16 protein-coding genes and 2 pseudogenes are annotated in these 22,304 nt (G+C 64.2%); 13 read left to right on the top strand and 5 right to left on the bottom strand.

The features are described 5' to 3' along the window. Nucleotides 1-233 precede the first annotated feature (233 nt). Together AC3WS4_RS07470 and AC3WS4_RS07465 are read left to right on the top strand one after the other, a co-directional pair. Nucleotides 234-422 (top strand): annotated as a pseudogene (locus AC3WS4_RS07470) (IS481 family transposase); the annotation flags it as partial. A 102-nt stretch (nucleotides 423-524) separates the two neighbouring features. After that, nucleotides 525-997 (top strand): annotated as a pseudogene (locus AC3WS4_RS07465) (IS5 family transposase); the annotation flags it as partial. A 321-nt stretch (nucleotides 998-1,318) separates the two neighbouring features. Here the strand turns inward: AC3WS4_RS07465 and AC3WS4_RS07460 are convergent. Together AC3WS4_RS07460 and AC3WS4_RS07455 are read right to left on the bottom strand one after the other, a co-directional pair. Then, nucleotides 1,319-2,245 (bottom strand): hypothetical protein, encoded by a 927-nt coding sequence (locus AC3WS4_RS07460; protein WP_492735319.1) that lies wholly within the window; start codon nucleotides 2,243-2,245, stop codon nucleotides 1,319-1,321. Between the two features lie 90 nt (nucleotides 2,246-2,335). Beyond that, entirely contained in the window at nucleotides 2,336-3,610 is a 1,275-nt protein-coding gene (locus AC3WS4_RS07455; protein WP_492735321.1) for a S8 family serine peptidase, read from the bottom strand. A 98-nt stretch (nucleotides 3,611-3,708) separates the two neighbouring features. On the opposite strand from AC3WS4_RS07455, the gene AC3WS4_RS07450 reads away from it, so the two are divergent. From AC3WS4_RS07450 to AC3WS4_RS07440, 3 genes are all read left to right on the top strand, one after another. Next, nucleotides 3,709-4,197 carry an RNA polymerase sigma factor gene (locus tag AC3WS4_RS07450; RefSeq protein WP_492735323.1) on the top strand — a complete coding sequence of 163 codons (489 nt, stop codon included), beginning with the start codon at nucleotides 3,709-3,711 and terminating at the stop codon, nucleotides 4,195-4,197. Then, nucleotides 4,194-4,889, top strand: coding sequence for an anti-sigma factor family protein (locus AC3WS4_RS07445; RefSeq protein WP_492735325.1), 696 nt, complete (start codon nucleotides 4,194-4,196; stop codon nucleotides 4,887-4,889). Before AC3WS4_RS07450 ends, AC3WS4_RS07445 begins: the two co-directional genes overlap by 4 nt. Nucleotides 4,890-5,194: 305 nt before the next feature. Further along, the gene (locus AC3WS4_RS07440) at nucleotides 5,195-5,329 is read left to right on the top strand and encodes a hypothetical protein (protein WP_269433233.1); all 135 of its coding nucleotides are present in this window, start codon (nucleotides 5,195-5,197) and stop codon (nucleotides 5,327-5,329) included. Here the strand turns inward: AC3WS4_RS07440 and AC3WS4_RS07435 are convergent. From AC3WS4_RS07435 to AC3WS4_RS07425, 3 genes are all read right to left on the bottom strand, one after another. Beyond that, complete coding sequence (locus tag AC3WS4_RS07435) at nucleotides 5,316-5,453, bottom strand: hypothetical protein (RefSeq protein ID WP_171005212.1); 138 nt, start codon at nucleotides 5,451-5,453, stop codon at nucleotides 5,316-5,318. The genes AC3WS4_RS07440 and AC3WS4_RS07435 overlap by 14 nt on opposite strands. A gap of 168 nt (nucleotides 5,454-5,621) precedes the next feature. After that, nucleotides 5,622-7,121 (bottom strand): MFS transporter, encoded by a 1,500-nt coding sequence (locus AC3WS4_RS07430; RefSeq protein ID WP_058457384.1) that lies wholly within the window; start codon nucleotides 7,119-7,121, stop codon nucleotides 5,622-5,624. Between the two features lie 122 nt (nucleotides 7,122-7,243). Beyond that, nucleotides 7,244-8,278 carry a LacI family DNA-binding transcriptional regulator gene (locus AC3WS4_RS07425; protein ID WP_058457385.1) on the bottom strand — a complete coding sequence of 345 codons (1,035 nt, stop codon included), beginning with the start codon at nucleotides 8,276-8,278 and terminating at the stop codon, nucleotides 7,244-7,246. A 291-nt stretch (nucleotides 8,279-8,569) separates the two neighbouring features. Between AC3WS4_RS07425 and AC3WS4_RS07420 the strand changes: the two genes are divergently transcribed. From AC3WS4_RS07420 to AC3WS4_RS07385, 8 genes are all read left to right on the top strand, one after another. Continuing rightward, nucleotides 8,570-11,422 carry a TonB-dependent receptor gene (locus AC3WS4_RS07420; protein ID WP_137869759.1) on the top strand — a complete coding sequence of 951 codons (2,853 nt, stop codon included), beginning with the start codon at nucleotides 8,570-8,572 and terminating at the stop codon, nucleotides 11,420-11,422. Nucleotides 11,423-11,506: 84 nt separating this feature from the next. Continuing rightward, a complete protein-coding gene (locus tag AC3WS4_RS07415) occupies nucleotides 11,507-13,003 on the top strand; it encodes a tryptophan halogenase family protein (RefSeq protein ID WP_257546733.1) in 1,497 nt (498 codons plus the stop codon). Further along, nucleotides 13,000-14,802: an alpha-amylase family glycosyl hydrolase gene (locus AC3WS4_RS07410; protein ID WP_492735329.1), complete on the top strand. Its 1,803-nt coding sequence runs from the start codon at nucleotides 13,000-13,002 to the stop codon at nucleotides 14,800-14,802. Before AC3WS4_RS07415 ends, AC3WS4_RS07410 begins: the two co-directional genes overlap by 4 nt. Before the next feature lie 12 nt (nucleotides 14,803-14,814). Continuing rightward, the gene (locus tag AC3WS4_RS07405; RefSeq protein ID WP_492735331.1) at nucleotides 14,815-16,461 is read left to right on the top strand and encodes an alpha-amylase family glycosyl hydrolase; all 1,647 of its coding nucleotides are present in this window, start codon (nucleotides 14,815-14,817) and stop codon (nucleotides 16,459-16,461) included. Next, nucleotides 16,461-18,503: a glycoside hydrolase family 97 protein gene (locus AC3WS4_RS07400; RefSeq protein ID WP_257546725.1), complete on the top strand. Its 2,043-nt coding sequence runs from the start codon at nucleotides 16,461-16,463 to the stop codon at nucleotides 18,501-18,503. The genes AC3WS4_RS07405 and AC3WS4_RS07400 overlap by 1 nt, the downstream gene beginning before the upstream one ends. Then, on the top strand, nucleotides 18,500-19,417 hold the full coding sequence (locus AC3WS4_RS07395; protein WP_058457390.1) for an alpha/beta hydrolase: 918 nt from the start codon (nucleotides 18,500-18,502) through the stop codon (nucleotides 19,415-19,417). The genes AC3WS4_RS07400 and AC3WS4_RS07395 overlap by 4 nt, the downstream gene beginning before the upstream one ends. Further along, on the top strand, nucleotides 19,414-20,940 hold the full coding sequence (locus tag AC3WS4_RS07390; protein ID WP_492735334.1) for a tryptophan halogenase family protein: 1,527 nt from the start codon (nucleotides 19,414-19,416) through the stop codon (nucleotides 20,938-20,940). Before AC3WS4_RS07395 ends, AC3WS4_RS07390 begins: the two co-directional genes overlap by 4 nt. Continuing rightward, nucleotides 20,937-22,301 carry a cation:proton antiporter gene (locus tag AC3WS4_RS07385; protein ID WP_492735336.1) on the top strand — a complete coding sequence of 455 codons (1,365 nt, stop codon included), beginning with the start codon at nucleotides 20,937-20,939 and terminating at the stop codon, nucleotides 22,299-22,301. The genes AC3WS4_RS07390 and AC3WS4_RS07385 overlap by 4 nt, the downstream gene beginning before the upstream one ends. Nucleotides 22,302-22,304: the final 3 nt, after the last annotated feature.

Here is a 22,304-nt window from a genome sequence, read left to right as displayed (position 1 = left end):
GGGCGAGTGCAGTTCGGGGCCGACGCAGGCTCAATCGCTTTGGCCCCACTTGACCGCTGACAATATCCCAATCTCGTTGCGACCCCGAGCGGAGGATGGGTTCACGGCAGTTGGATGCTGGGAATCCGAAAGGGCTCGTCCACGGGCGAGCCCTTTCCATAATTAAACGGACCTAGGTGTTTGGTCTCAGCATGTGATGGTGTAAATTTGTCATCGTCACAGCTGAGGGATTTATGGGACAGCTTCTACACGGCAGCGCCAAGACCACGCACGCCATTCGAGGCGAGCTACAGCGATCGCAAGCTTCGGTCGCGAGCCTCGCGAAGCGTTACGGGATCAACGAGAAGACCGTCCTGAAGTGGCGGCACCGGCGGTCCGTCGAGGACATGCCGATGAGGCCGAAGGAGCGCCGCAGTACCGTGAGGGACGCGACGCGAACGCCGAGATTGAAACCTTCGGCGACGATGTCGCGAAGCTGCCCCTCGGTCACCAGGTCGACATGCATGTCAGGGTAGCGTCGGGCATATCTCAAAGCGCACCGCACGGCGTCAAGCCTGCGGGTAAAAAAGGGAGTCCGGGACGCCTGATCGGCCGTACGAAGGGCGGCATGAACACCAAGCTGCATGCTGTGACCGATGCGAATGGCCGTCCCATCAGCTTCTTCATGACCGCTGGCCAGGTCAGCGATTACACTGGCGCGGCCGCTTTGCTCGACAGCCTGCCCAACGCGCAATGGATGCTGGCCGACCGAGGCTATGATGCCGACTGGTTCCGCGACGCCTTGCTGGAAAAGGGTATCACGCCCTGCATCCCGGGCCGGAAAATACGGAACAAGACCGTCAAATATGACAAGCGCCACTACAAACGCCGTAACCGCATCGAGATCATGTTCGGCCGCCTGAAGGACTGGCGGCGCGTCGCGACGCGCTACGATCGGTGCCCGAATGCCTTCTTCTCTGCCGTGGCTCTCGCCGCAACCGTCATCTTCTGGCTCTGATCAATGAGTCCTGACCCTAGATAGTCCGCCGCCTTGGTTTTAACGATCGACAAGCTGTCAGCGATCCGCTGTGCGACTTCAAGTTGGGCACCATTCATTGTGCCTTCTTCGTCAGAGAGCCACATGTTCACCTCTGCGCCTGCGGGCCCGCCGGTAAATAGCGTCATATTACCTCTCTTCTGCGTGTTCCTTCGCGGCGTGTGTGATAGCCGGTAATGAATGCTTTTCGGAAGCTCCGTTAAGAAATCGAACAGCCAACTTCGGCCAAAAGAATGCGCCGGCACGATGGCCGGCACATTCCCCCTTCGGGACTCGTGATGCTCAGTTGTTGCGGTCGTTGACGCGCTCGGCGCGCTCGCCGCTCTGTGCAGCCTGCGGAGCGGTTTCGCCCTGCGGCTGGCCGCCGGCCTCTTCCTGCCGCTCGGCCGTCTTCTTGAGTTCGCCCTTGGTCATGCCGGTGACGAGGACGTTGCCCGATCCCGCAAAGCTGGCGGCGGGAAGCGTCGCGACACGGTTGCCGACCTCGACCGTCACCGCCTGCACGACGCCACGGCCGGTCTGGCGAATATCCTGGACATAGCCGATCACCTTGCCGCGTGCGTCGGTCACCGCCATGCCGGGTTCGACCGCGAACATGCCCGTACCCGAGGCGGCGCCGCTGCCCGCGACGGCCAGCTGGCCAAGGCTGCCCTGAAAACCGCCCGCTGCCGAGCCCGCGCCGTTCGCGGCACCCGAAAGGCCCGAAGCCGCGCCGCCCGCCTGATCGCGAACATTGCCGACAGCGCCGCGCGCCGTGTCGGTGACGGTCGAGGCGGTGCCTTGGGCGGTGCTGGCAGCGCCGCGCGCGGTCTGACCGACGAAATCGGTTCCGACCGCCTGCGCGTCGAGGCTGCCGTTGCCCGAAGCATTGCCTGAGCCATTGGCCGCGCCGCCGATCGGATTGCCAAGCAGGTTGGCGTTACCGTTCGCCGAGCCCTTGCCGTTCGCATCGGCATTGCCCTTGCCCTGCACGCGGCCCGAGCGGCGGTCGATATTCGCCTCACCGCGGCCGGTGCCGCCAAGCTCGCCCGCGCTGCCAAGCGTCCCGCCGATGGGGCCCATCGGATTGCCGAGCGTGCCGCCCAGCGAACCGCCAAGACCGCCGGTCAGTCCGCCGCGGCCGCCGAGCAACTGCGCCGAGGCGGGAGCCGAAAATGCCATGGCCGACGCTGCAAGCGCGATAACCGGGATGAAAATGCGTTGTGCCATTGTCCTGCTCCTGGATGTGCGACCCGAGGGGATGGGTCTGGGGAGAGAACGATGGCGCGTTCGACTTTCTTCCAAAATATCGAAAAAGAGTCAGCGGCCCCCGCAGGTGCCGCAAATCAGGCCATGGCCATAGATATTGTCGCGGCCCTTCTTGCCGATGTCGCGCGCCTCCATCACCAGCCCGGCGACAGCCGGACCGATCCCGTCGATCGATGGCGCCGGATAGCGAAGCGCCAGCCGCCCCGCGACGAGCGGCGCAGCAAATGACGTGCCGCGCAGCCGGTCGGTGCTGGCGGCACCCGTCGCCGCCAGCACGGCATCGCCGGGTGCGGCAAAATCGACATGCAGCGCGCGGCCGGCCTCGGGCAGCACACGCCCCTTCGCGTCGACCCCGGTCACCGCGAACACGCCGCGATAGGAGGCCGGATAGGCGGGCGGCGCGGCGGGCCCGTCGTTGCCGACCGCCGCGACGATCAGCATTCCACGCTGCTGCGCGCGCAGCACCGCCGCCGACAGCAGCTTGTTGTCGGGACCGACGAGGCTGATCGTCGTCACCGCGACGCCGCGTTGCGCAAGCCAGCCGAGCGCGCGGACGATCGCGCTGGCGTTCCCCCCGACGGGATGGGTGCCATAGACATCGGCGGCCAACAGGCGCTGCCCGGGCGCGGCGCCCTCTATCGCGCCGCTGCCGACAAGCAGCGAAGCGACGGCGGTACCGTGACGGCTTGCCGACGGGGCACCTTTAGCAAATCCGCGCTGCTCGACACGCCCCGCCAGCGAAGGATGCGCCGCGACCCCGCCATCGATCAGGCCGAGGCTGGCCTTGCCGCCGCCCGCTGCCGTCGCGAGCGCCGATCCGGGCAGCGCTCCGCCGGGGCCGCTCGTAAAATAGAGATTGTCGGCATCGACCGCAGCATCGAGCAGCAGTTTTGCCAATTGCTTGCGCGCGCGGGCAAGGCAGCGCCCTTCGGGCACAGCAAACCGCGCGAGATCGAGATCGAGTCCCTCGATACGCTCCCGCTCGATCAGCGCGAAGCCTGCCTTCGCGGCGCGCCCGATCATTGCGTCGTCGACACCGCTGGCGATCAGGACGCCGCGTACCGCCGGTTCGCCGCGATCGTCGAGTTCGATGCTGTCGCGGTTGCCGCGCACCAGCGCGCCGATACGGTCGAGCCGGATCTGCGTCAGCCGCTCGCTCGTCGACGCCAGCGGTTCGAGGACGCCGGCGTCGGGCAGCGTCGACAGGACGCGCCCGGCATCGGGCAGCTGCGCCGACGGCAATGCAACCTGCGCCGCCGCGCGCGGACCGGGGCCACCGATCGCGAGGCAGATTGCCGCCAGCCCTGTCGCCCAGATTCGCATCATCGCTCTCGCCCAGGTCCTCCTGCCGGAAAAATTTAGCAGGATGCGGAAGAAACGATAGAAGGTCGTCGTTTCTTCCTCAAACAACCGAAAAGAGAGCGATGCGCTTCGAAGAGGAACTGGTCGATCTGCTACCGCGCCTGCGCCGCTTTGCGCGCGGGCTGACGCAGAGCGCCGGCGATGCCGACGACCTGTGTCAGGCGGCGATCGAGCGCGCCTTGAAATCGCGCGAACAATGGCAACAAGGAACAAGACTGGACAGCTGGATGTATCGCATCACCCGCAACCTCTGGATCGACGACCGCCGCGCAGCGGCCCGGCGCGGCGTTCACGCCCCGATTGACGACGCGATCACGCAGGTCGCCGGTGACGGGATCGCCGAGGTCGAGGCGGGCACGCTGCGCGGCGACGTCGACGGCGCGATGGCGCGGCTACCCGACGAGCAGCGCGAGGTCGTGATGCTCGTGCTGGTCGAAGGTTATGCCTATCGCGAGGCGGCCGAGATATTGGAGGTGCCGATCGGTACCGTAACATCGCGGCTCGCGCGCGGCCGCGAAACGCTGATGCATCTTTTAGGAAAGGCGGCATGAGTTTCGATCCCGACACCATCGCCGCCTATGTCGACGGCGAACTCGACGATCTGGCCGCGCGCCGGATCGAACGCGAAGCAGAAGGCGACGCCGCCCTCGCTGCCGAGATTGCGCGTCACCGCGCGCTGAGGGCGCAGCTTTCGGCGCACTTCACACCCGTCGTCGATGAACCGGTGCCCGATCGCCTGCGCGCGCTGCTGATCGGGGACAACATCGACACCAGCCTGTCTGATCGCCGAAAAGCAAAGCGCACGCGGTTCGCGCCCGCCCATTGGGGCGTGATCGCTGCATCGCTGGTGCTGGGACTGACACTCGGCCTCAGGCCTTGGGCGCCCGCGCCGGACGTGATCAGTGCAAACGGAATCCTGGTCGCGTCGGGAGGCCTGACCGATGCGCTCGACACGCAGCTTGCATCGAACCAGCCGACCAACGCCGACATCCGCATCGCCCTGAGCTTTCGCGATAAGAAGGGCCGTATCTGCCGCAGCTTCGCGGGACGCGACCTGTCGGGCATCGGCTGCCGCGAAGACGGTCGCTGGGCGCTCGAACGCACCGCGGCCGGGCAGAACGCCGGCGAGTATCGGCAGGCCGCGTCGGGCGACCTTGCCGCGGCTGCGGCCGCAATGATGGCAGGTGATCCGTTCGATGCTGCAGCTGAACGTGCCGCCCGTGACGCCGGCTGGAATCGCTAAAGCGAGTTGTTCTGCAAGGTCAGCTTTTCACCCGAAGTCAGTTTAAAGCAGCCAGTCCGCATCCGGCCAGTTCGAGCTGAGGACCTGTTCCCTTGGGCAATGTTGCAGCGAGGGAGCCGCGCCACAGGCGCAATAACGTTTGCCCAAATGAAATTTTGGTGCGCGATAGTGTTTGGCGCAGAAAGATGAGGTCTGTCTAAAGTTGTACCAAGACTCATGTAGACTGGAGCCGCGGTGCCATTCTTTATCAGATCAACACGCGGCAGTTCACGCGCGAAGGAACGTTTCGAGCCGCCGAGACGCAGTTGCCCCGCCCTAAAAAGCTCGGCGTCGATATCATCTGGCTGATGCCGATCCATCCGATCGGCGAGAAGAACCGCAAGGGCAGCCTCGGCTCGCCTTATTCGGTGAAGGACTATTATGGCGTCACGCGCGGATGAACCTAAGGGCATAGACATCGAGCATCGTCGGGTCGAGCGGGCGAATTGCGCTGCCGCCTGGAGAACGTTGATGCAGCACAGCGACGATGATCGGCGCCGCCAGAATGATTGCCGCCCCCAGCATTTGTCCAGACTGCATTTCGCTCGTCTCGGGATGCTTCAGCTGCGCGATGTCCGGCGCCTTCCAGTTAAAGGTTGGAGCCGGCTGCTCGGCGGCGGATGGGACGGCGCAGGCGCAAGCCGTGACGGCCGAGAGGGAGGCAAGGCGGGCGGCACGGACCCAAACGGGAGATCATCGGGCGACCCCTCCGGTGAGCGGGGTGACCCGCGTCATTGCGGCGGCCGCCAGCAGCAAGGTGCCCGACGCGAACGCCATCGTGTAGATCGGGGCGCCGGGAAAGAAGGCGGCCATGATCGACCCCATGATCGTGGCGACAAGCAGCTGCGGAACGACCACGAAGATATTGAAGAGGCCCATGTAGATGCCGAGCTTTCCCTGCGGCAGGCTGGAGGCGAGGATCGCGTAAGGCATCGCGAGAACCGAAGCCCAGAAGATGCCGATGAGGACCTCGCTCGCAACAAGATGCGTGGGGTCGCGCAGCAGGAAAAAGCTGCCATAGCCGAGCGCACCGCAGACAAGGCCGGCGATGTGCGTGCGGGCCTGCCCGATGCGCCTGGATAACCAGGGCAGGAGAGTGAGCGCGGCGACGGCGGCCACACCGTTATAGATGGCGAAGAGCGTGCCGACCCAGTTGGCGGCGGTCTGATAGGCGGCGCTCGCCGCATCGGTCGTCCCGAAATGATATTGGGCGACGATGGGCGTGGTGTTGATCCACATGATGAACAGCGCCGACCAGCTGAAGAACTGGACGAGGGCGAGCCGCTTCATGATTGGCGGCATACCGGAGAAATCGCCGACGATGCTCGACAGCATGTTGGTCTCGTTGCCACGGCGCGCGAGGGCGATGGCGATGAGGCTTGCAAGGCCGTAGGCAATCAGCAGCGCGCCGAGGAGAAGAACCTCGCGGAGCAGCGAAAATTCCTGCCGGATGGCCATTACGCCGAGACCGGCTACGATCCAGGCGGAGCAACCGGCATAGCTTCGCGACGCAAGCGCGCGAACCGCGGGCTGGGTCTCCGCTTCGGCGGGGCCGAATCCCGCCATCTCGACCGGATCATATTCGCGGGTCGTCACCACCGTCCACAAGACCGAGAGGAAGAGGGCAAGGCCGCCGAACCAGAAAGCGTAGCGGACGGTGTCGGGAATCTCGCCGGGCGGCGCGACATTGGCGACCCCCAGCAGGTCCATGAACGACGGAAAGAGCGAGCCGACGACCGCGCCCGCGCCAATAAAGGCCGTCTGGACCGCATAGCCCGCACTATGCTGGTCCTTCCGCAGCATGTCGCCGACAAAGGCGCGAAAGGGCTCCATCGAGATATTGAGCGAGGCGTCGAGGAGCCAGAGCGTCGTCGCCGCGAACCAGATCGCCGGGCTTTGCGGCATCACGAACAGCGCGATCGCGGCGAGAATGGCGCCGGCAAGAAAATAAGGCCGACGGCGGCCGAGCCGCCCCAGCCAGGTCCGGTCGCTCATATGGCCGATCACCGGCTGGATCAGCAGGCCCGTCAGCGGTGCGGCGACCCAGAGGCCGGGCAGTTTCTCGATGTCTTCGCCAAGCGATTGGAAAATCCGGCTCATATTGGCGTTCTGGAGCGCGAAGCCGATCTGGATGCCGAAAAAGCCGAAGCTGATGTTCCACAGTCCGGCGCGACTTTGCCGCGGCTTTTCCATCACGTCTCTCCCCATCGGCCGCATGGCGCGCGGCTCTTTAGCCGCGCGATCTTGCAGCAGCGCCCGGCAAGAGCAAGCGGCGGGCGGGGCGATCGGGTCAAGGTATACGAATACTTAGCCGATCAGGGCGATGTGCTTTGCCTGCGGATCAGCCGCGTCGGCAAGATGCATCGCCCTGCGGGCCGACCGTCGATGCGGCCGAGCAGCGCATCGACGAGCAATTCCCCGGCACCCTTCAAGTCCTGCATCACCGTTGTCAGCGTCGGCGACGTCAGGCTGGCCGCGGGGATGTCGTCGAACCCGATCAACGCGACGTCGCGCGGCAGTGCCAAGCCGGCTTCGACGAGCGCGCGCATGGCCCCGATCGCGATCAGGTCGCTGGCGGCAAACAGGGCGTCGAACGGAATGCCCGTGGCGAGGAGCGCGCGCGCGGCTTCATAGCCCGATTGCTCGGAAGAAACGGCAGGCTGCTGCAGCCGCGGATCTGGCGTCAGGCCCGCGGCCGTCATCGCCCGGCAAAGGCCCGCATAGCGATCCTGAAACTCTGGCGCGTGGTTGGATGCGTCGCCCAAGAAGGCGATGGATTTGCGACCTATCTCGATGAAATGCTCGCCTGCCTGAACGCCGGCACCGATATTGTCCGACCCGACCGTCAATCCGATATTGTCGTCGGCGACCGATCCCCAGCGGACAAACTTCGTGTCCATCTCCACCAGATGCTCGAGCTTGGCGCGATAAAGCTGATAGTCGCCATAGCCGAGCAGGATGATGCCGTCAGACCGGTGGCTGTCCTGATAGTCGACGTGCCAGTCGTTATTCATTTGCTGGAAGCTTATCAGAAGATCATAGCCGCGCAGGGCGCACTGCCGGGTTATCGAGCCGAGCATCGAAAGAAAGAAGGGGTTGATCATCGACTCGTCTGGGGTCGGATCCTCGAAGAAGAGGAGCGCGAGCGTGTGGGCGCGCTGCGAGCGGAGGCTCGATGCATTCTTGTCGACGGTATAGTTGAGCTCGCGCGCAATCCGCTCGATGTTGGCGCGGGTGGCGGCACTCACCGATTTGCTGCCGCGCAGCGCGCGCGAGACGGTCGGCTGCGACACGCCGGCCAGATAAGCGATATCGAAACTCGTAGGCTTGGCCGTTGGCGGTCGCCCCATATCCTTCTCCCGGTTCGGTCGGCTTCAGGCCGGCCCGTCCTTGCGTCGAGACTAGCGAGCGCCGGCCGTACTGCCAATGGGTCGAGCCCATCGCGCTGTGACATTTACGCGACAGCGGCTGACGGGCGACGATATGCGTATACGTATACCCTATGGTCGCGCGGCCGATTTGGTCTCAATTGCTGGACCGACGATGGGAACACCCACGCGATGACGAGGATGCCGTGCGGCGCGATCTGCCGCTCCCGAGCCGTTGCGCGAACGACCCCCCATCGCAGCAGGGGAGCCTTTATGCGTAATTCTATCAGCCTCCGCCGCGGCGCCAGCACCGTAGCGCTCGGCTTTGCCTTGACCGCCATGCTTTCGGGCACCGCGATGGCGCAGGACGGCGCCGCCGCGCCCGCCGACGAGGCCGCGTCCGACAGCGACATCGTCGTCACCGGCTACAGCGCCAGCCTCCAGAGCGCCGTCAACGCGAAGAAGAATCGCGACCAGGTGGTCGAATCCATCTCGGCCGAGGATATCGGCAAGCTACCCGACGCGTCGATCGCCGAATCGATCGCGCGCCTGCCCGGCCTGACCTCGCAGCGTGTCTCGGGCCGTTCGAACTCGATTTCGATCCGCGGCTTTGCGCCGGACTTCTCGACGACCTTGCTCAACGGCCGCGAGCAAACCTCGACCGGCGACAATCGGGCGGTCGAGTATGACCAATATCCGTCCGAGGTCGTGAACCAGGTCCTCGTTTACAAGACGCCGATGGCCTCGATCGTCGGACAGGGGCTTTCGGGCACCGTCGACCTGCGCACCATTCGCCCGCTCGACTATGGCAAGCGGGCGATCTCGGTCGGGGTTCGCGGCACATGGGCCGACCTCGGCAAGCTGAACGCGGGTTCGAAGAAATACGGCTACCGTGTGAACGGCGTCTTCGTCGACCAGTTCGCCAACGACACGCTCGGCGTGGCGCTTTCGGCATCCTATGTCGACGAGCCCTACCAGATTCAGGAATTCAACGCCTGGGGTTATGCCGGCGGAGGCACCGCGGCGAGCCCGGTGGTGATCGGCGGCTCCAAAAGCTATGCGACCTCGACCCAGCTCACGCGCCTTGGCCTCCAAGGAACGGTGCAATGGCGGCCCACCCCCAATTTCACCTCGACGTTCGACGCCTTCTACTCGGACTTCAAGGATGACCAGATCAAGCGCGGCATCGAGCTTCCGCTCGGCTTCGACGTCAACAATGATCCCGCCAGCCCCAACGCCACCAAGCTGACGATCACCGATATCGATTCGAGCGGTCAGTTCGTGTTTGCGCGCGCCGGCCGCTTCTCGAACGTCGAGGGCGTCGTGCGCAACGACGTGTTCGAGCGCAATGCAAAGCTCTACAGCTTCGGTTGGAACAACCGCTGGGAAGGCGACGACGGCTGGAATGTCACGGCCGACATCAGCATGTCGAAAACCGACCGCAACGAGCTGATCTTCGAAAGCAATGCCGGCACCGGGCGCGGCGCCGACGTCGGCGCGACCGACACGATCGGTTTCACCAGCGACCGCAACGGGACCATCTTCAGCCCCACCCTCAACTATGGCGACTATAACCTGATCCAGCTGACCAGCCCCCTGGGTTGGGGCGGGGATCAGACGGGCGTCGATGGCGCGCGGATCCGCGGCGGCCAGGACGGCTATTACAACAACCGCATCATCAAGGACGAGCTCTGGCAGTACCGTGTCGAAGTCGAACGCGAGCTTGAGGGCTTCCTCCGCTCGGTGCAATTCGGCGTGAACTATACAGACCGCTCGAAAAGCCTTGTTCCCGACGAGGCGTTCGTGGGTCTGGTCGCGAATACCGACGGTCTGACGAGCGTGACGATTCCCGAGCAATATCGTCTTGGGACGACGAATCTCGCCTACCTCGGGCTCGGGCCCGTCGTCAGCTACGATCCGCGCGAGTTGCTCGCCGGCGGCCTCTACCAGCTCGTGCCGAACCCTTATGGCGACGTGGTGGTGAAGGCCTATGACGTCAGCGAGAAGGTGATGACGACCTATCTCCAGGCGAACATAGACCAAGAACTGGGTTCGTCGGTGCTTACCGGCAACGTCGGTGTACAGGCGATCTTTACGGATCAGAATTCGAACGGCGCCACCGCATCTTTCGCCGGCACCAATCCCAACGGTTCACCCAATATCGTCGGGATCCCGCGGCGCGAGAGCACCGATTATGTCGATGTGCTGCCCAGCCTCAATCTCTCGCTTCGCACCGCGAGTGACTTCGTGATCCGCGCCAGCGTCGCGCGTGAGATTATTCGCCCGCGCCTGGACGACTTGCGTGCGACGCTCAGCTACGGGACGACGATCGGCGACCCGGGCGGCATGGTCTGCCCAACGGGGCGCACCTGCGCCGTCGTTCGCGGCGGTTCGGGCAACCCCGACCTGCGACCGTGGCGCGCCAACGCGGCCGACCTCACCTTCGAGAAATATTTCGGGTCGAAGGGCTATCTTGCCGTCCAGCTCTTCTACAAGGATCTCAAGAGCTACATCTACAATCAGGACATCGCGTTCGACTTCACCGGCTATCCGATCCAGGCGCCGGGGAACGACGGCAACGGGCTGCCGATCATCGTCAATTACATGGGCACGATCAACGCGCCCATCAACGGCAAGGGCGGCAAACTCTACGGTGTCGAACTTGCCGGCACCTTGCCGTTCGGCGAGATCGTATCGGCGCTCGACGGGTTCGGTGTGACCGGCGGCGCCTCCTACACCAAGACCAAGATCGCGCCCACGCCCGGCGCGCCTGCGGAGGATATCCCGGGCTATTCGAAGTGGGTCGCGAACGGTACGGCCTATTTCGAGAAATGGGGATTCAACTCGCGCGTCAGCGCCCGCTACCGCTCGAGCTTCATCGGCGAGGTGTCGGGCTTCGGTGGCGCTCGCGTGCGGCGCCGCGCCCGGCCCGAGACGATTATCGACGCACAGATCGGCTATGACTTCCAGCCGGGCAGTGCGCTCGAGGGCCTCTCGATCTTCGTCCAGGGCCAGAATCTTACCGACGAGCCGTTCGTCACCGATGATCCGCGCGATAGCCGGGCGGTTATCGACTATCAGACATATGGCCGCCGGTTCCTCGCGGGCGCCTCGTTCAAATTCTGAACCCTCCCTGGGTGGGAGCGGCAGGGTCGCGCCGCTCCCATCATTTTGTTGCGCCGCCGGGGCGGCGCTGGTCAAAGGATCGCCATGCGGTTGATGATCATCGGGGGCGGGACGGCAGGCTGGATGGCGGCCGCCTGCCTGCGGCGGTTCCTGCCGCGCGACTGGTCGGTGCGGCTGGTCGAGTCCGATGAAATCGGAACGGTCGGCGTCGGCGAGGCGACGATCCCCCAAATCCGGCTTTTCAACGATGCGCTCGGCATCGACGAAGATGAATTTCTGGCGGCGACGCAGGGAACGATCAAGCTCGGGATCGAGTTTCGCGACTGGACGCGCGTCGGCCATCGCTACATGCACGCTTTCGGGGCGATAGGCCGCGGTCTGGGGCTGGTCGATTTCCACCATTATTGGCTGCGCGCGCGCGCCGCGGGACTGGCCGAAAGTCTGGACCATTATTCGCTGAACGAGCGGGCGGCGCGCGCGCGCCGGATGCAGCGGGGCGCGCCCCGCACATCGCGCTACCTCCTCGAAATGCCCTATGCCTACCACTTCGATGCAGCGCTGTACGCGGCCTTCCTCAGGCGCCGCGCCGAGGCGGGCGGCGTCGAGCGCATCGAAGGCAGGATCGGCGAGGTGCGCCTTGATCCGCAGCGCGGCGACGTCGCCGGCGTGACGCTGGACGACGGACGGCGGTTCGACGGCGATTTCTTTATCGACTGCTCTGGCTTTCGCGGATTGCTGATCGAGGGCGCGCTGGCGAGCGGGTACGAAGATTGGTCGCGCTGGCTGCTTAACGATCGCGCTGTGGCGGTGCCCTGCGCCCACGGTACGGTGCCGCAGCTTCCGTGGACCGGCGCCACGGCACGCGATGCCGGCTGGCAATGGCGCATTCCGCTCCAGCACCGCATCGGCAACGGCTATGTCTATTGCTCGGCGCATATCGGCGACGATGCTGCCCTGGATACGCTGCTCTCCGATCTCGACGGCGCGGCGCAGGCGGAGCCCAACCAGCTGCGTTTCGTCAGCGGCAAGCGACGGCGGATGTGGAACCGCAATGTCGTGGCGCTCGGCCTTGCGAGCGGTTTCATGGAACCGCTGGAATCGACGAGCATCCACCTTGTTCAGGCTGGAATTTCGCGGCTCGTCAAAATGCTCCCGTCAGGCGCCGCCGACCCTGCGGTCGCCGCGGAATTCAATCGGCAGAGCGACTTCGAATGGGAGCGTATCCGCGATTTCATCATTCTTCATTTCAAGGCGACCGAGCGGCGGGACACGCCCTATTGGCGGGACCGGGCGGAAATGGACGTTCCCGACACCCTTGCAGCCAAAATCGACCTCTTCCGCGCGCAAGGCCTGATCTTCCGCGAACATGAAGAGCTTTTCACCGAATCGGGATGGCTGCAGGTGCTGGTCGGACAAGCGGTCGAGCCCCTGCGCTGGCATCCGCTTGCCGACAGTCTCGAACCGGCCGAGCTAGCGCAATTTATAGCCGGCATCTCGCTGACGATCGAGCGCGAAGTCGCGCAGATGGAAAATTACGACGCCTTCCTTGCCGCGGCGCGTCCCGCAGGAGTTGCTGCATGATCCGTTGGTTCGTTCCGTTCGCGATGCTTGTCGCTTCGCTTCCCGCACCGGCGGCTGCGGAAGATGCGCGCTCGCGTCCCGTCTCCGACGACATCATCTATTTCGTGCTGCCCGACCGTTTCGAAAATGGCGACCGGTCGAACGATCGCGGCGGGCTGAAAGGCGATCGTCTTGCGACCGGTTATGATCCGACCGCGAAGGGATTTTATCATGGCGGCGATCTTGCCGGGCTTACGCGACGGCTCGATTATATCGAGGGTCTCGGCGCCACCGCGATCTGGTTCGCGCCGATTTTCCGCAACAAGCCGGTGCAGGGACCGAAAGGCGACGAAAGCGCTGGTTATCATGGCTATTGGGTCACCGATTTCACGAGCGTAGACCCGCATTTCGGCTCCAATGCCGAGTTCAAAGCCTTCGTCGACGCCGCTCATGCGCGCGGGATGAAGGTCTATATGGACATTATCACCAACCACACGGCCGATGTTATCCAGTATCGCGATGGCGATGCGTCGAGCTATCGTTACCGCAGCCTCGCCGACTATCCCTTTGCGCGGCGTGGAGGGGTCGACGGACCGGCGATTAATCCCGGTTTCGCAGGTGACCGCGATCCGAGCCCCGATAACTGGTCGAAGCTCGTGGACCCCTCTTTCGCCTATCAGCCGTTCGTCCCGAAGGGCGAGGAACACAGCAAGGCCCCCGCGTGGCTCAACGATCCGGTCTATTATCATAATCGTGGCAACAGCGACTGGGTCGGCGAGTCCGCCCTCTACGGTGATTTTGCAGGACTCGACGATCTGGCGACCGAGAATCCCGAAGTCATTAAGGGCTTTATCGAAATATACGGACGGTGGATCGACGAGTTCGGCATCGACGGCTTTCGCATCGATACCGCCAAGCATGTGAACCCGGAATTCTGGCAAGCCTTCGTCCCCGCGATGCAGGCGCGTGCGCGGGCCCGCGGAATTCCCAATTTCCATATCTTCGGGGAAATTTACATCGACGCGCTCGATCCCGGTGCGCTGGCGGCCTATACGCATTCCGCCGGACTTCCCGCGGTGCTCGATTTCGCCTTCGCCCGGGCCGCGATCGACGCGGCGAGCGGAACGAAGGGGACCGACCAATTTGCCCGCCTGTTCGACGGCGACATCCTCTACAAGGGCGGCGCGCGCGCCGCGCTGACATTGCCGACCTTCCTCGGCAATCATGACATGGGCCGTGTCGCGACCTTCGTGAAACAGGCGAACCCCGAAGCGGACGAGGCAGAGCTTCTGGCCCGCGTCAAGCTCGCGCACAGCATGCTACTCACCCTGCGTGGCATCCCCACCATCTACTATGGCGACGAGCAGGGCTTCCTGTCGGACGGCAACGACCAGCTCGCGCGCGAAGACATGTTCGCCTCGAAAGTCGCCGTCTACAACGATAATGATCTCGTCGGCAGCAACGCCACGACCGCGACCGCGAACTTCGACGCCAGCCATCCGCTGTATCGCCATATCGCGACGCTCAGTGCTATTCGCCGGCACACACCGGCGCTCATGCGCGGATCCACGACGGTGCGGGCCTTCTCGGACAAGGGCGGTCTGTTAGCCGTGTCGCGCTTCGATCCCGACACCGGCCGCGAGGTCGTGCTCGCCTTCAATACGTCTACAACGCAATTGTCCGCTAACATCGCGGTCGATATGAAAAGCCGGGCCTTCGAGGCGCTTTCAGGCAATTGTCCGGCAGCCTCCGCCGCGCCCGGCACCCTTGCCATCACCGTCCCGGCCTTCGGCACCTTGATCTGCCAGGCCGGCGAATAAGCGAAAACAACAGTGACGATAAACCAGCCCCTCGCAAAAGACCCGCATAGCTGTACCGAAGCCTCTCCGCCTTGGTGGAAGGGTGCCGTCATATATCAGGTCTATCCGCGTAGCTTCGCCGATTCGAACGGCGACGGGGTTGGGGACCTTGCCGGCATTACTGCCCGGCTCGACTATATCGCGTCCCTCGGTGTCGATGCGATCTGGCTTTCTCCCTTCTACCCTTCGCCGATGGACGACTTCGGATATGATATTTCCGACTATCGCGGCGTCGATCCGATTTTCGGGACTCTCGACGATTTCGATGCACTCATCGCCCGCGCGCACGCGCTTGGTCTGAAGGTAACCACCGACCTGGTTTTTGCCCACACGTCGGATCGCCATGCCTGGTTCGCCGAAAGCCGCACGAGCCGCGAGAATTCGAAGGCCGACTGGTATGTTTGGGCGGACGCGCGGCCCGACGGTACGCCGCCGACCAATTGGCAGTCGGTGTTCGGGGGCCCCGCCTGGACGTGGGACGCGCGCCGCGGCCAATATTATCTCCATAATTTCCTAGGCTCGCAGCCGCAGCTCAACGGGCATAACCCCGACGTGCAACAGGCCCTGCTCGACGTCGTGCAATTCTGGCTCGACCGGGGGGTCGACGGCTTTCGTATCGACGCGATCAATTTCGCGATGCACGATCCCGAACTTCGCGACAATCCGCCGGCGGCGCCCTCGAACAAGGTCCGGACGCGGCCCTTCGATTTCCAGCAAAAAATCTACAACCAGTCGCACCCCGACATCCCGTTGTTTCTCGAACGGATTCGGGCGCTTACCGATCGCTATGCCGACAGGTTCACTGTTGCGGAGGTCGGCGGCGACGACGCGGTGCGCGAAATGCGGCAGTTTACCGCCGGCGGGCACCGGCTCAACAGCGCCTATGGCTTCGATTTCCTCTATGCGGACCAGCTGACCCCGAAGCTCGTTCGCGAGGCGGCGGAGCAATGGCCCGATGCGCCCGGGACCGGCTGGCCAAGCTGGGCCTTCGAAAATCACGATGCGCCGCGAGCTCTCTCCCGCTGGACTCCGCCCGGCGCCGACCGCGCGGCCTATGCACGAATGAAGATGGCGCTGCTTTGTGCGCTGCGCGGCAACATCATCATTTACAACGGCGAGGAATTGGGACTGGACCAGGTCGACATACCTTTCGAACTGATCAAGGATCCCGAGGCTCTCAAGAATTGGCCGCTTACCTTGTCGCGCGACGGCGCGCGCACGCCGCTCCCGTGGGAGGGCGGCACGGCCCATGCGGGCTTTTCCAGCGCTGAGCCTTGGTTGCCGCTGGGCGCGGCACATGCGGCGCTCGCGGTCGACCGGCAAGAGGATGATCCGGCCTCGCTGCTGCATCTGACGCGTCGACTTGTGGCGCTGCGCGCCGGGTACCCGGCCCTCCGCGCGGGCGATAACCGGAACTGGATAACCGAGGGCGATCTGCTCGCCTTTGACCGAATTGCCAGGAACGATCACCTTCGCTGCCTCTTCAATCTTGGAAATGGAACAATCGACATTTCCGGGCACGCGGGTGTCGGCACGCCGGTCGTGGCGCTCAACGGAGCCACCATCGATTGTCTGCCGCCCTGCGGCGCGCTCTGGCTGAACGTCCAAGGAGATATGTGATGCGCCGTCTGGCTCTGGCCGCCTTTGTTTCGTTCGCCCCGGTTCCCCTCCTCGCCCAGCCGGCGCCGGCGACGCAAACCGCCACCTCGCCCGACGGCAGCATCGTTCTGACGGTGTCCACCGACGGCGACCAGCGACCGACATGGTCGCTGTCGCGGCGGGGCAAGCTGCTCATCGCGCCCTCGAAACTCGGGTTCATCCTGACGGACGGCATCGGATTGCAACGCGGCTTCTCGATCGTCGACAGCGAGCGCAAGCGTTCCGATACGCGTTGGGAGCAACCGTGGGGCGAACGCCGCTTCATCCGCGATGTGCACAACGAACTGCTGGTCCGGTTCCGGCAAGACGAGAGCTGGGGCGGCCACGCGATGAACCTTCGCTTCCGGCTTTTCGACGACGGCATCGGCTTCCGCTACGAGTTGCCCGAACAACCCGGCTTCAAGACAGCGCATATCGCCGACGAATTCACCGAGTTCGACATCGTACCCCAAGGGACGGCCTGGTGGATTACCGGCGGCGAATGGAACCGCTATGAGCAGGTCTACCAGAAAACGCCGATCGACGCCGTCGCCACGGCGCACACGCCGTTGACCATGCGCCTCGACGACGGGACGCATCTCGCCTTTCACGAGGCCGCGCTGGTCGACTATGCGGGCATGTGGCTCAAGCGCGCTGAAGGGCAGAAGTTTCGCGCCACCCTGTCGCCGTCGTCGCGCGGACCGCGCGTCACGCGCGATCTGCCCTTCGCGACGCCATGGCGGACGATCAGGATCGCGGATTCGGCGGCGGGTCTCGTCGAAAACGACCTCGAACTCAACCTGAACGAGCCGAACAAGCTCGGGGACGTCAGTTGGGTGAAGCCGATGAAATATGTCGGAATCTGGTGGGGCATGATCCGTGGGGACTGGAGCTGGGCCGAGGGGCCGAAGCATGGTGCGACGACCCAGAGAACCAAGGACTATATCGATTTTGCCGCGAAACACGGGTTCGGCGGGGTTCTGGTGGAAGGCTGGAACAAGGGCTGGGACGGAAACTGGTTCGGCCATGGCGACAAATTCAGCTTTACCCAGCCGACCGCGGATTTCGACCTCGCGGCGGTGACCGATTATGCGAAGCGCAAGGGCGTGACGCTGATCGGTCATCACGAGACGGGCGGAAACATAGCCGTTTATGAGGCGCAGCTCGAAGATGCGATGAGGCTGTATGGAAGGCTTGGCGTCAAAGCCGTCAAGACCGGTTATGTTGCCGACGCGGGCGGGATCATCGCACCCGGCGATGCGCCTGGCGAAACCCGCATGGAGTGGCACGACGGCCAGCGGCAGGTCGAACATCATCTCAAGGTCGTCGAGACGGCGGCCCGGTACAAGATCGCGGTCAACCCTCACGAACCCGTGAAGGACACCGGCCTTCGCCGCACGTACCCGAACTGGGTCGCGCGCGAAGGTGCGCGAGGCATGGAATATAACGCCTGGGGCGCCTTCGCCAACGGCCCCGATCACGAGCCGACGCTGGTGTACACGCGCATGCTATCCGGACCGATGGATTTCACCCCCGGCGTGCTCAGCCTCGAGGGCGCAAACAAGGCGCCGCTGGCCTCGACGCTTGCGAAGCAGCTTGGGCTCTACCTTGCGATATATTCTCCCATCCAGATGGCCGCGGACTTCATCGAAAACCTCGAGGCGCATCCGCGCGAACTCGACTTCATTTCCAAAGTCCCTGCCGATTGGTCCGAGAGCAAATTGATTGCCGGAGAAGTCGGCGACTATGCGATCTTTGCCCGCAAGGACCGCGCAAGCGCCGACTGGTATGTCGGCGGCGTCAACGATGCGACCGAGCGGACGCTGTCGCTGCGGTTCGACTTCCTCGATCCCGGCAAGACCTATACGGCAACCATCTACAAGGATGGCGAAGGCGCAACCTATCTCACCGACGCCCGGCACCGCATCGCCTATGACAATATCCGGGTGAAAAAGGGCGACACGTACCGCCTGTGGCTCGCTCCGGGCGGGGGAGCGGCCATGCGCCTGCATCCCGGACGATGACGATCCGGCGGCACCTGGTGGCGGCGCTGATGGCGCTGTGGGCGCTGCTCGCCCTGCCTGCCGAAGCCGCCGATCGCGGCCGTCTTCTCCAATATGATCATGTCTTCGCTGCCGGATTGCCCGAGCAACGCCTGACGATCTGGCTGCCACCCGGCTACGACAAGGGCGTCCGTCGCTATCCGGTCGTCTATATGCACGATGGCCATAATCTCTTCGATCGGGCGTCGTCGAACTTCGGGAAGATATGGGAGGCGGACCGCGCCATGCTGGCGGCCATGAAGCGAGGAGCCGAGCCGCATATCATCGTCGGTATCTGGGCGCCGGGCGTGGATCGCTATCGCCAGTATCTTCCGGCGAGCGCGTACCGGCTCGCGGCGCCCGATATTGCCGCTTCTATGGCGGCGGCGGCGGGCGGTCCGATTCTGTCGGACGCCTATCTCGACTGGCTTGCGGGGCCTCTGAAATCATGGGTCGACGCGACGCTGCGGACTCGTCCGGGGCGCAACGACACCGTGATCATGGGATCGAGCATGGGCGGCCTCATGAGCTGCTATGCCTTTCTCGAACGTCCGGCGGTCTATGGCCGCGCGGCATGCGTCAGCTCGCATTGGCCGGCGGTCGCGCCCGGCGCCGTGGGCGACGCGGACCCTCGGCTGATCGCGCTCTGGGATGGTTGGTTCGCGGCACGCCTTGGTCCACCCGACGGGCGACGTCTCTGGATGGACCATGGCACGGCCACGCTCGATGCCCACTATGCGCCATATCAGCAAGCGATCGACGCGCGCCTCGCCGCCAGCGGATGGGAGCGGGGACGGGAATGGCAAAGTCGCGTCTATGATGGCGCACCGCATGACGAAAATGCGTGGGCAGCCCGTCTCCCGGAAATTTTCCTCTTTCTCATGGCGCCGCGATGAGCCCATCCGCCGAGGAACCGCTTCATATCGTCATTCTCGGCGGGGGTAGCGCCGGGTGGATGACGGCGGCGCTGTTTGCACATCTCTGGCGTGACAGCCCGATCCGGATTTCGGTCGTCGAGTCCCCCGACATCGGAATCATCGGGGTGGGTGAGGGGTCGACACCGCAGCTCAAGGCCTTTTTCGACGGCCTTGGCATAGCCGAAGCCGAATGGATGCCCGCGTGCGACGCCACCTACAAGCTCGGGATAGCGTTCGAGGGCTGGTCGGCGGGTGGCCAGGAGTCGGGCTATTTCCACCCCTTCCCGGGAACGCTCGACGTGCATACCCAGGCCGAGTTTTTCCGCAACGCCGCGTTACGGCGGACCGGCGTCGACGTCCCGGCAAATCCGGACCGCTTTTACCTTGCCGGGCGGGTCGCCGCTCGCGGAGGGGGACCGCATGGCGGCGAATCCTTCCCGTTCGATCTCGCCTACGGCTATCATTTCGACGCCTACAAGCTCGGCGCGTTTCTCCGCGATCACGCGGTATCGCAGGGCGTGACGCATCTTGCGCGGAAGGTGGTTAGCGTCGACGTCGGGGCCGACGGCAATGTGCGATCGCTGGGGCTGGAGGGCGGCGAGGCACTGGCGGCGGATTTTTTCGTCGACTGCAGTGGTTTCGGGGGGCTGATCGCCGGACAGGCGCTCGGCGCGCGCTTTCTGCCATTTGCGGAAAATCTTTTCAACGACCGGGCCGTCGTCATGCCGACGGCGCATGACGAAAGGGGCCCGGTCGTCACGGCTACGAAGAGCATCGCGATGACGGCCGGGTGGCGCTGGGCCATCCCGCTGACCACGCGGATCGGAAACGGCTATGTCTATTCAAGCCGCTATCTTGACCGCGATCAGGCCGAACGCGAGCTCAGAATTGCGCTTGGGCTAACCGATGCGGATGGTCCGGCGAGACATCTGGAGATGAAGGTCGGACGGCTCGAACATAGTTGGACGGCCAATTGCCTTGCGATGGGTTTGGCGCAGGGTTTCATCGAGCCGCTGGAGGCGACCGCGCTCCACATCGTCATCGCGACCGCACAAGAGTTCATCACGGCCTTCGAAGGCGGAGGCTTCACCCCCAGGCACCGCGACATTTTCAACGCCCGGATCGCGGCGCGCTATGAGGGCGTTCGCGACTATATCGTTGCGCATTACCGGATGAACCAGCGCGACGCCGATCGGGGCTACTGGCGCGATGCCGCCGGACTCGAGACTTTGTCGGACAATCTTAAGGCGATGATCACGGCCTGGTTCACGGGTGCCGATATTGGCGAAGCGATCGAAGATCTCGGCATCGGCGCCTTTTACCCGAATAGCAGCTGGCATTGCCTGTTCGCCGGATATGGTGTTTTCCCGTCCAATGCCTCCATGCGATCACCCGTCACGACCGACCGCCCCGCCGATCTTGCCGCAATCGACCGCTTTCTGTCCCGAGCGGAGCTAAATTTCGTCCCGCCCACTTTTCCCGTCGCGGCCCGGCGACCGTGACGCGCGAACTCGTCGAAGATTTCGCGCGCGCGATCGGCGATGCGCTTGGTGCGCACGGCCCTGCTGTGGAGGCAGCACGAAGCTACACGCCGGGGGACTACAGCATCCATTTCTTCCTGCAGATTGCGGTGATCCTGCTCGTCTGCCGGATCACCGGCTGGGCGGCGAAGAAATGGTTCGGCCAGCCGCAGGTCGTCGGCGAGATGATCGCTGGCGTGCTGCTCGGCCCCTCGCTCCTCGGACTTTTCTTCCCCGATTTTCAGGCCGTGTTGTTCCCGAAAGAGACGCGCAACATCCTCTATGTCGTCGCGCAGTTCGGGGTCGGGTTATATATGTTCATCGTCGGGACGACGCTCCGTCTTGACCATTTTCAGTCGAAGGCGCGAAGCGCCGCGGGCGTGTCGGCCGCGGGGATCATCGTGCCCTTCCTCTTTGCCTTTGCGATCACGCCATATCTTCTGACCATTTCGGGCCTCTTTTTGCCGGGAATAGGTCCGGTGAGCGCAACGCTGTTCATGGGCGCCTGCATCGCACTCACCGCGTTTCCGATGCTCGCGCGGATCATCAACGAGCGCGGACTTGCGAACACATCGCTCGGGACGCTGTCGCTGACGGCCGGCGCGTTCGACGATGCGGTGTCGTGGTGTGTGCTCGCGATCGTGCTCGCGACCTTCGGCGGAGGACCGGGTGTCGCGCTGCTCGCGATCTTCGGGGGCGGCGCTTATGTCGCGTTCATGCTGCTCGCGGGCCGCCGCCTGTTCATGCTGTTGGGCCGCGCGGTCGAGGCGAAGGGCGAGCTGACGCACACGCTCTTTGCAGTCGTGCTGATCCTTTACGCGCTATCGGCCTTCGTCATGGACACCGCAGGCATCCACGCGGTGTTTGGCGGCTTCCTGCTTGGCGTCTGCATGCCGCGCGGGCTATTCGCGGAGGAAATCCGTCGCAAGATCGAGCCGATGACGGTCGTGCTGCTGTTGCCGATGTTTTTCACTTATTCGGGGCTCAATACGCGGCTCGACATGGTAAATGACTGGAAGTTGCTGGCGGTCGCGCTCGGTATTCTCGCGGTGTCCATCGCGGCGAAGTTCGGCGCTTGCTGGCTCGCTGCACGGCTGGCGGGCGAGAACAACCGCACCGCGCTTGGCATCGGCGCGCTGATGAATGCACGAGGGCTGATGGAGCTGATTATCATCAACATCGGGTTGCAAAAGGGTATCATCGGCCCGACGCTGTTCGCGATGATGGTGCTCATGGCAATCGCGACGACCGTGATGGCGGGGCCGCTCTTCGAACTCGTCTATGGCCGCAAGGCGCGCGAGCGCGGCGAGCTCGCCTCGCTCGGCGGAAGCACGACAGGATAAGCA

The organism is Sphingopyxis sp. EU05-FHT14B03 (assembly GCF_058790875.1).
This window is presented reverse-complemented; position numbering and strand designations above follow the sequence as displayed.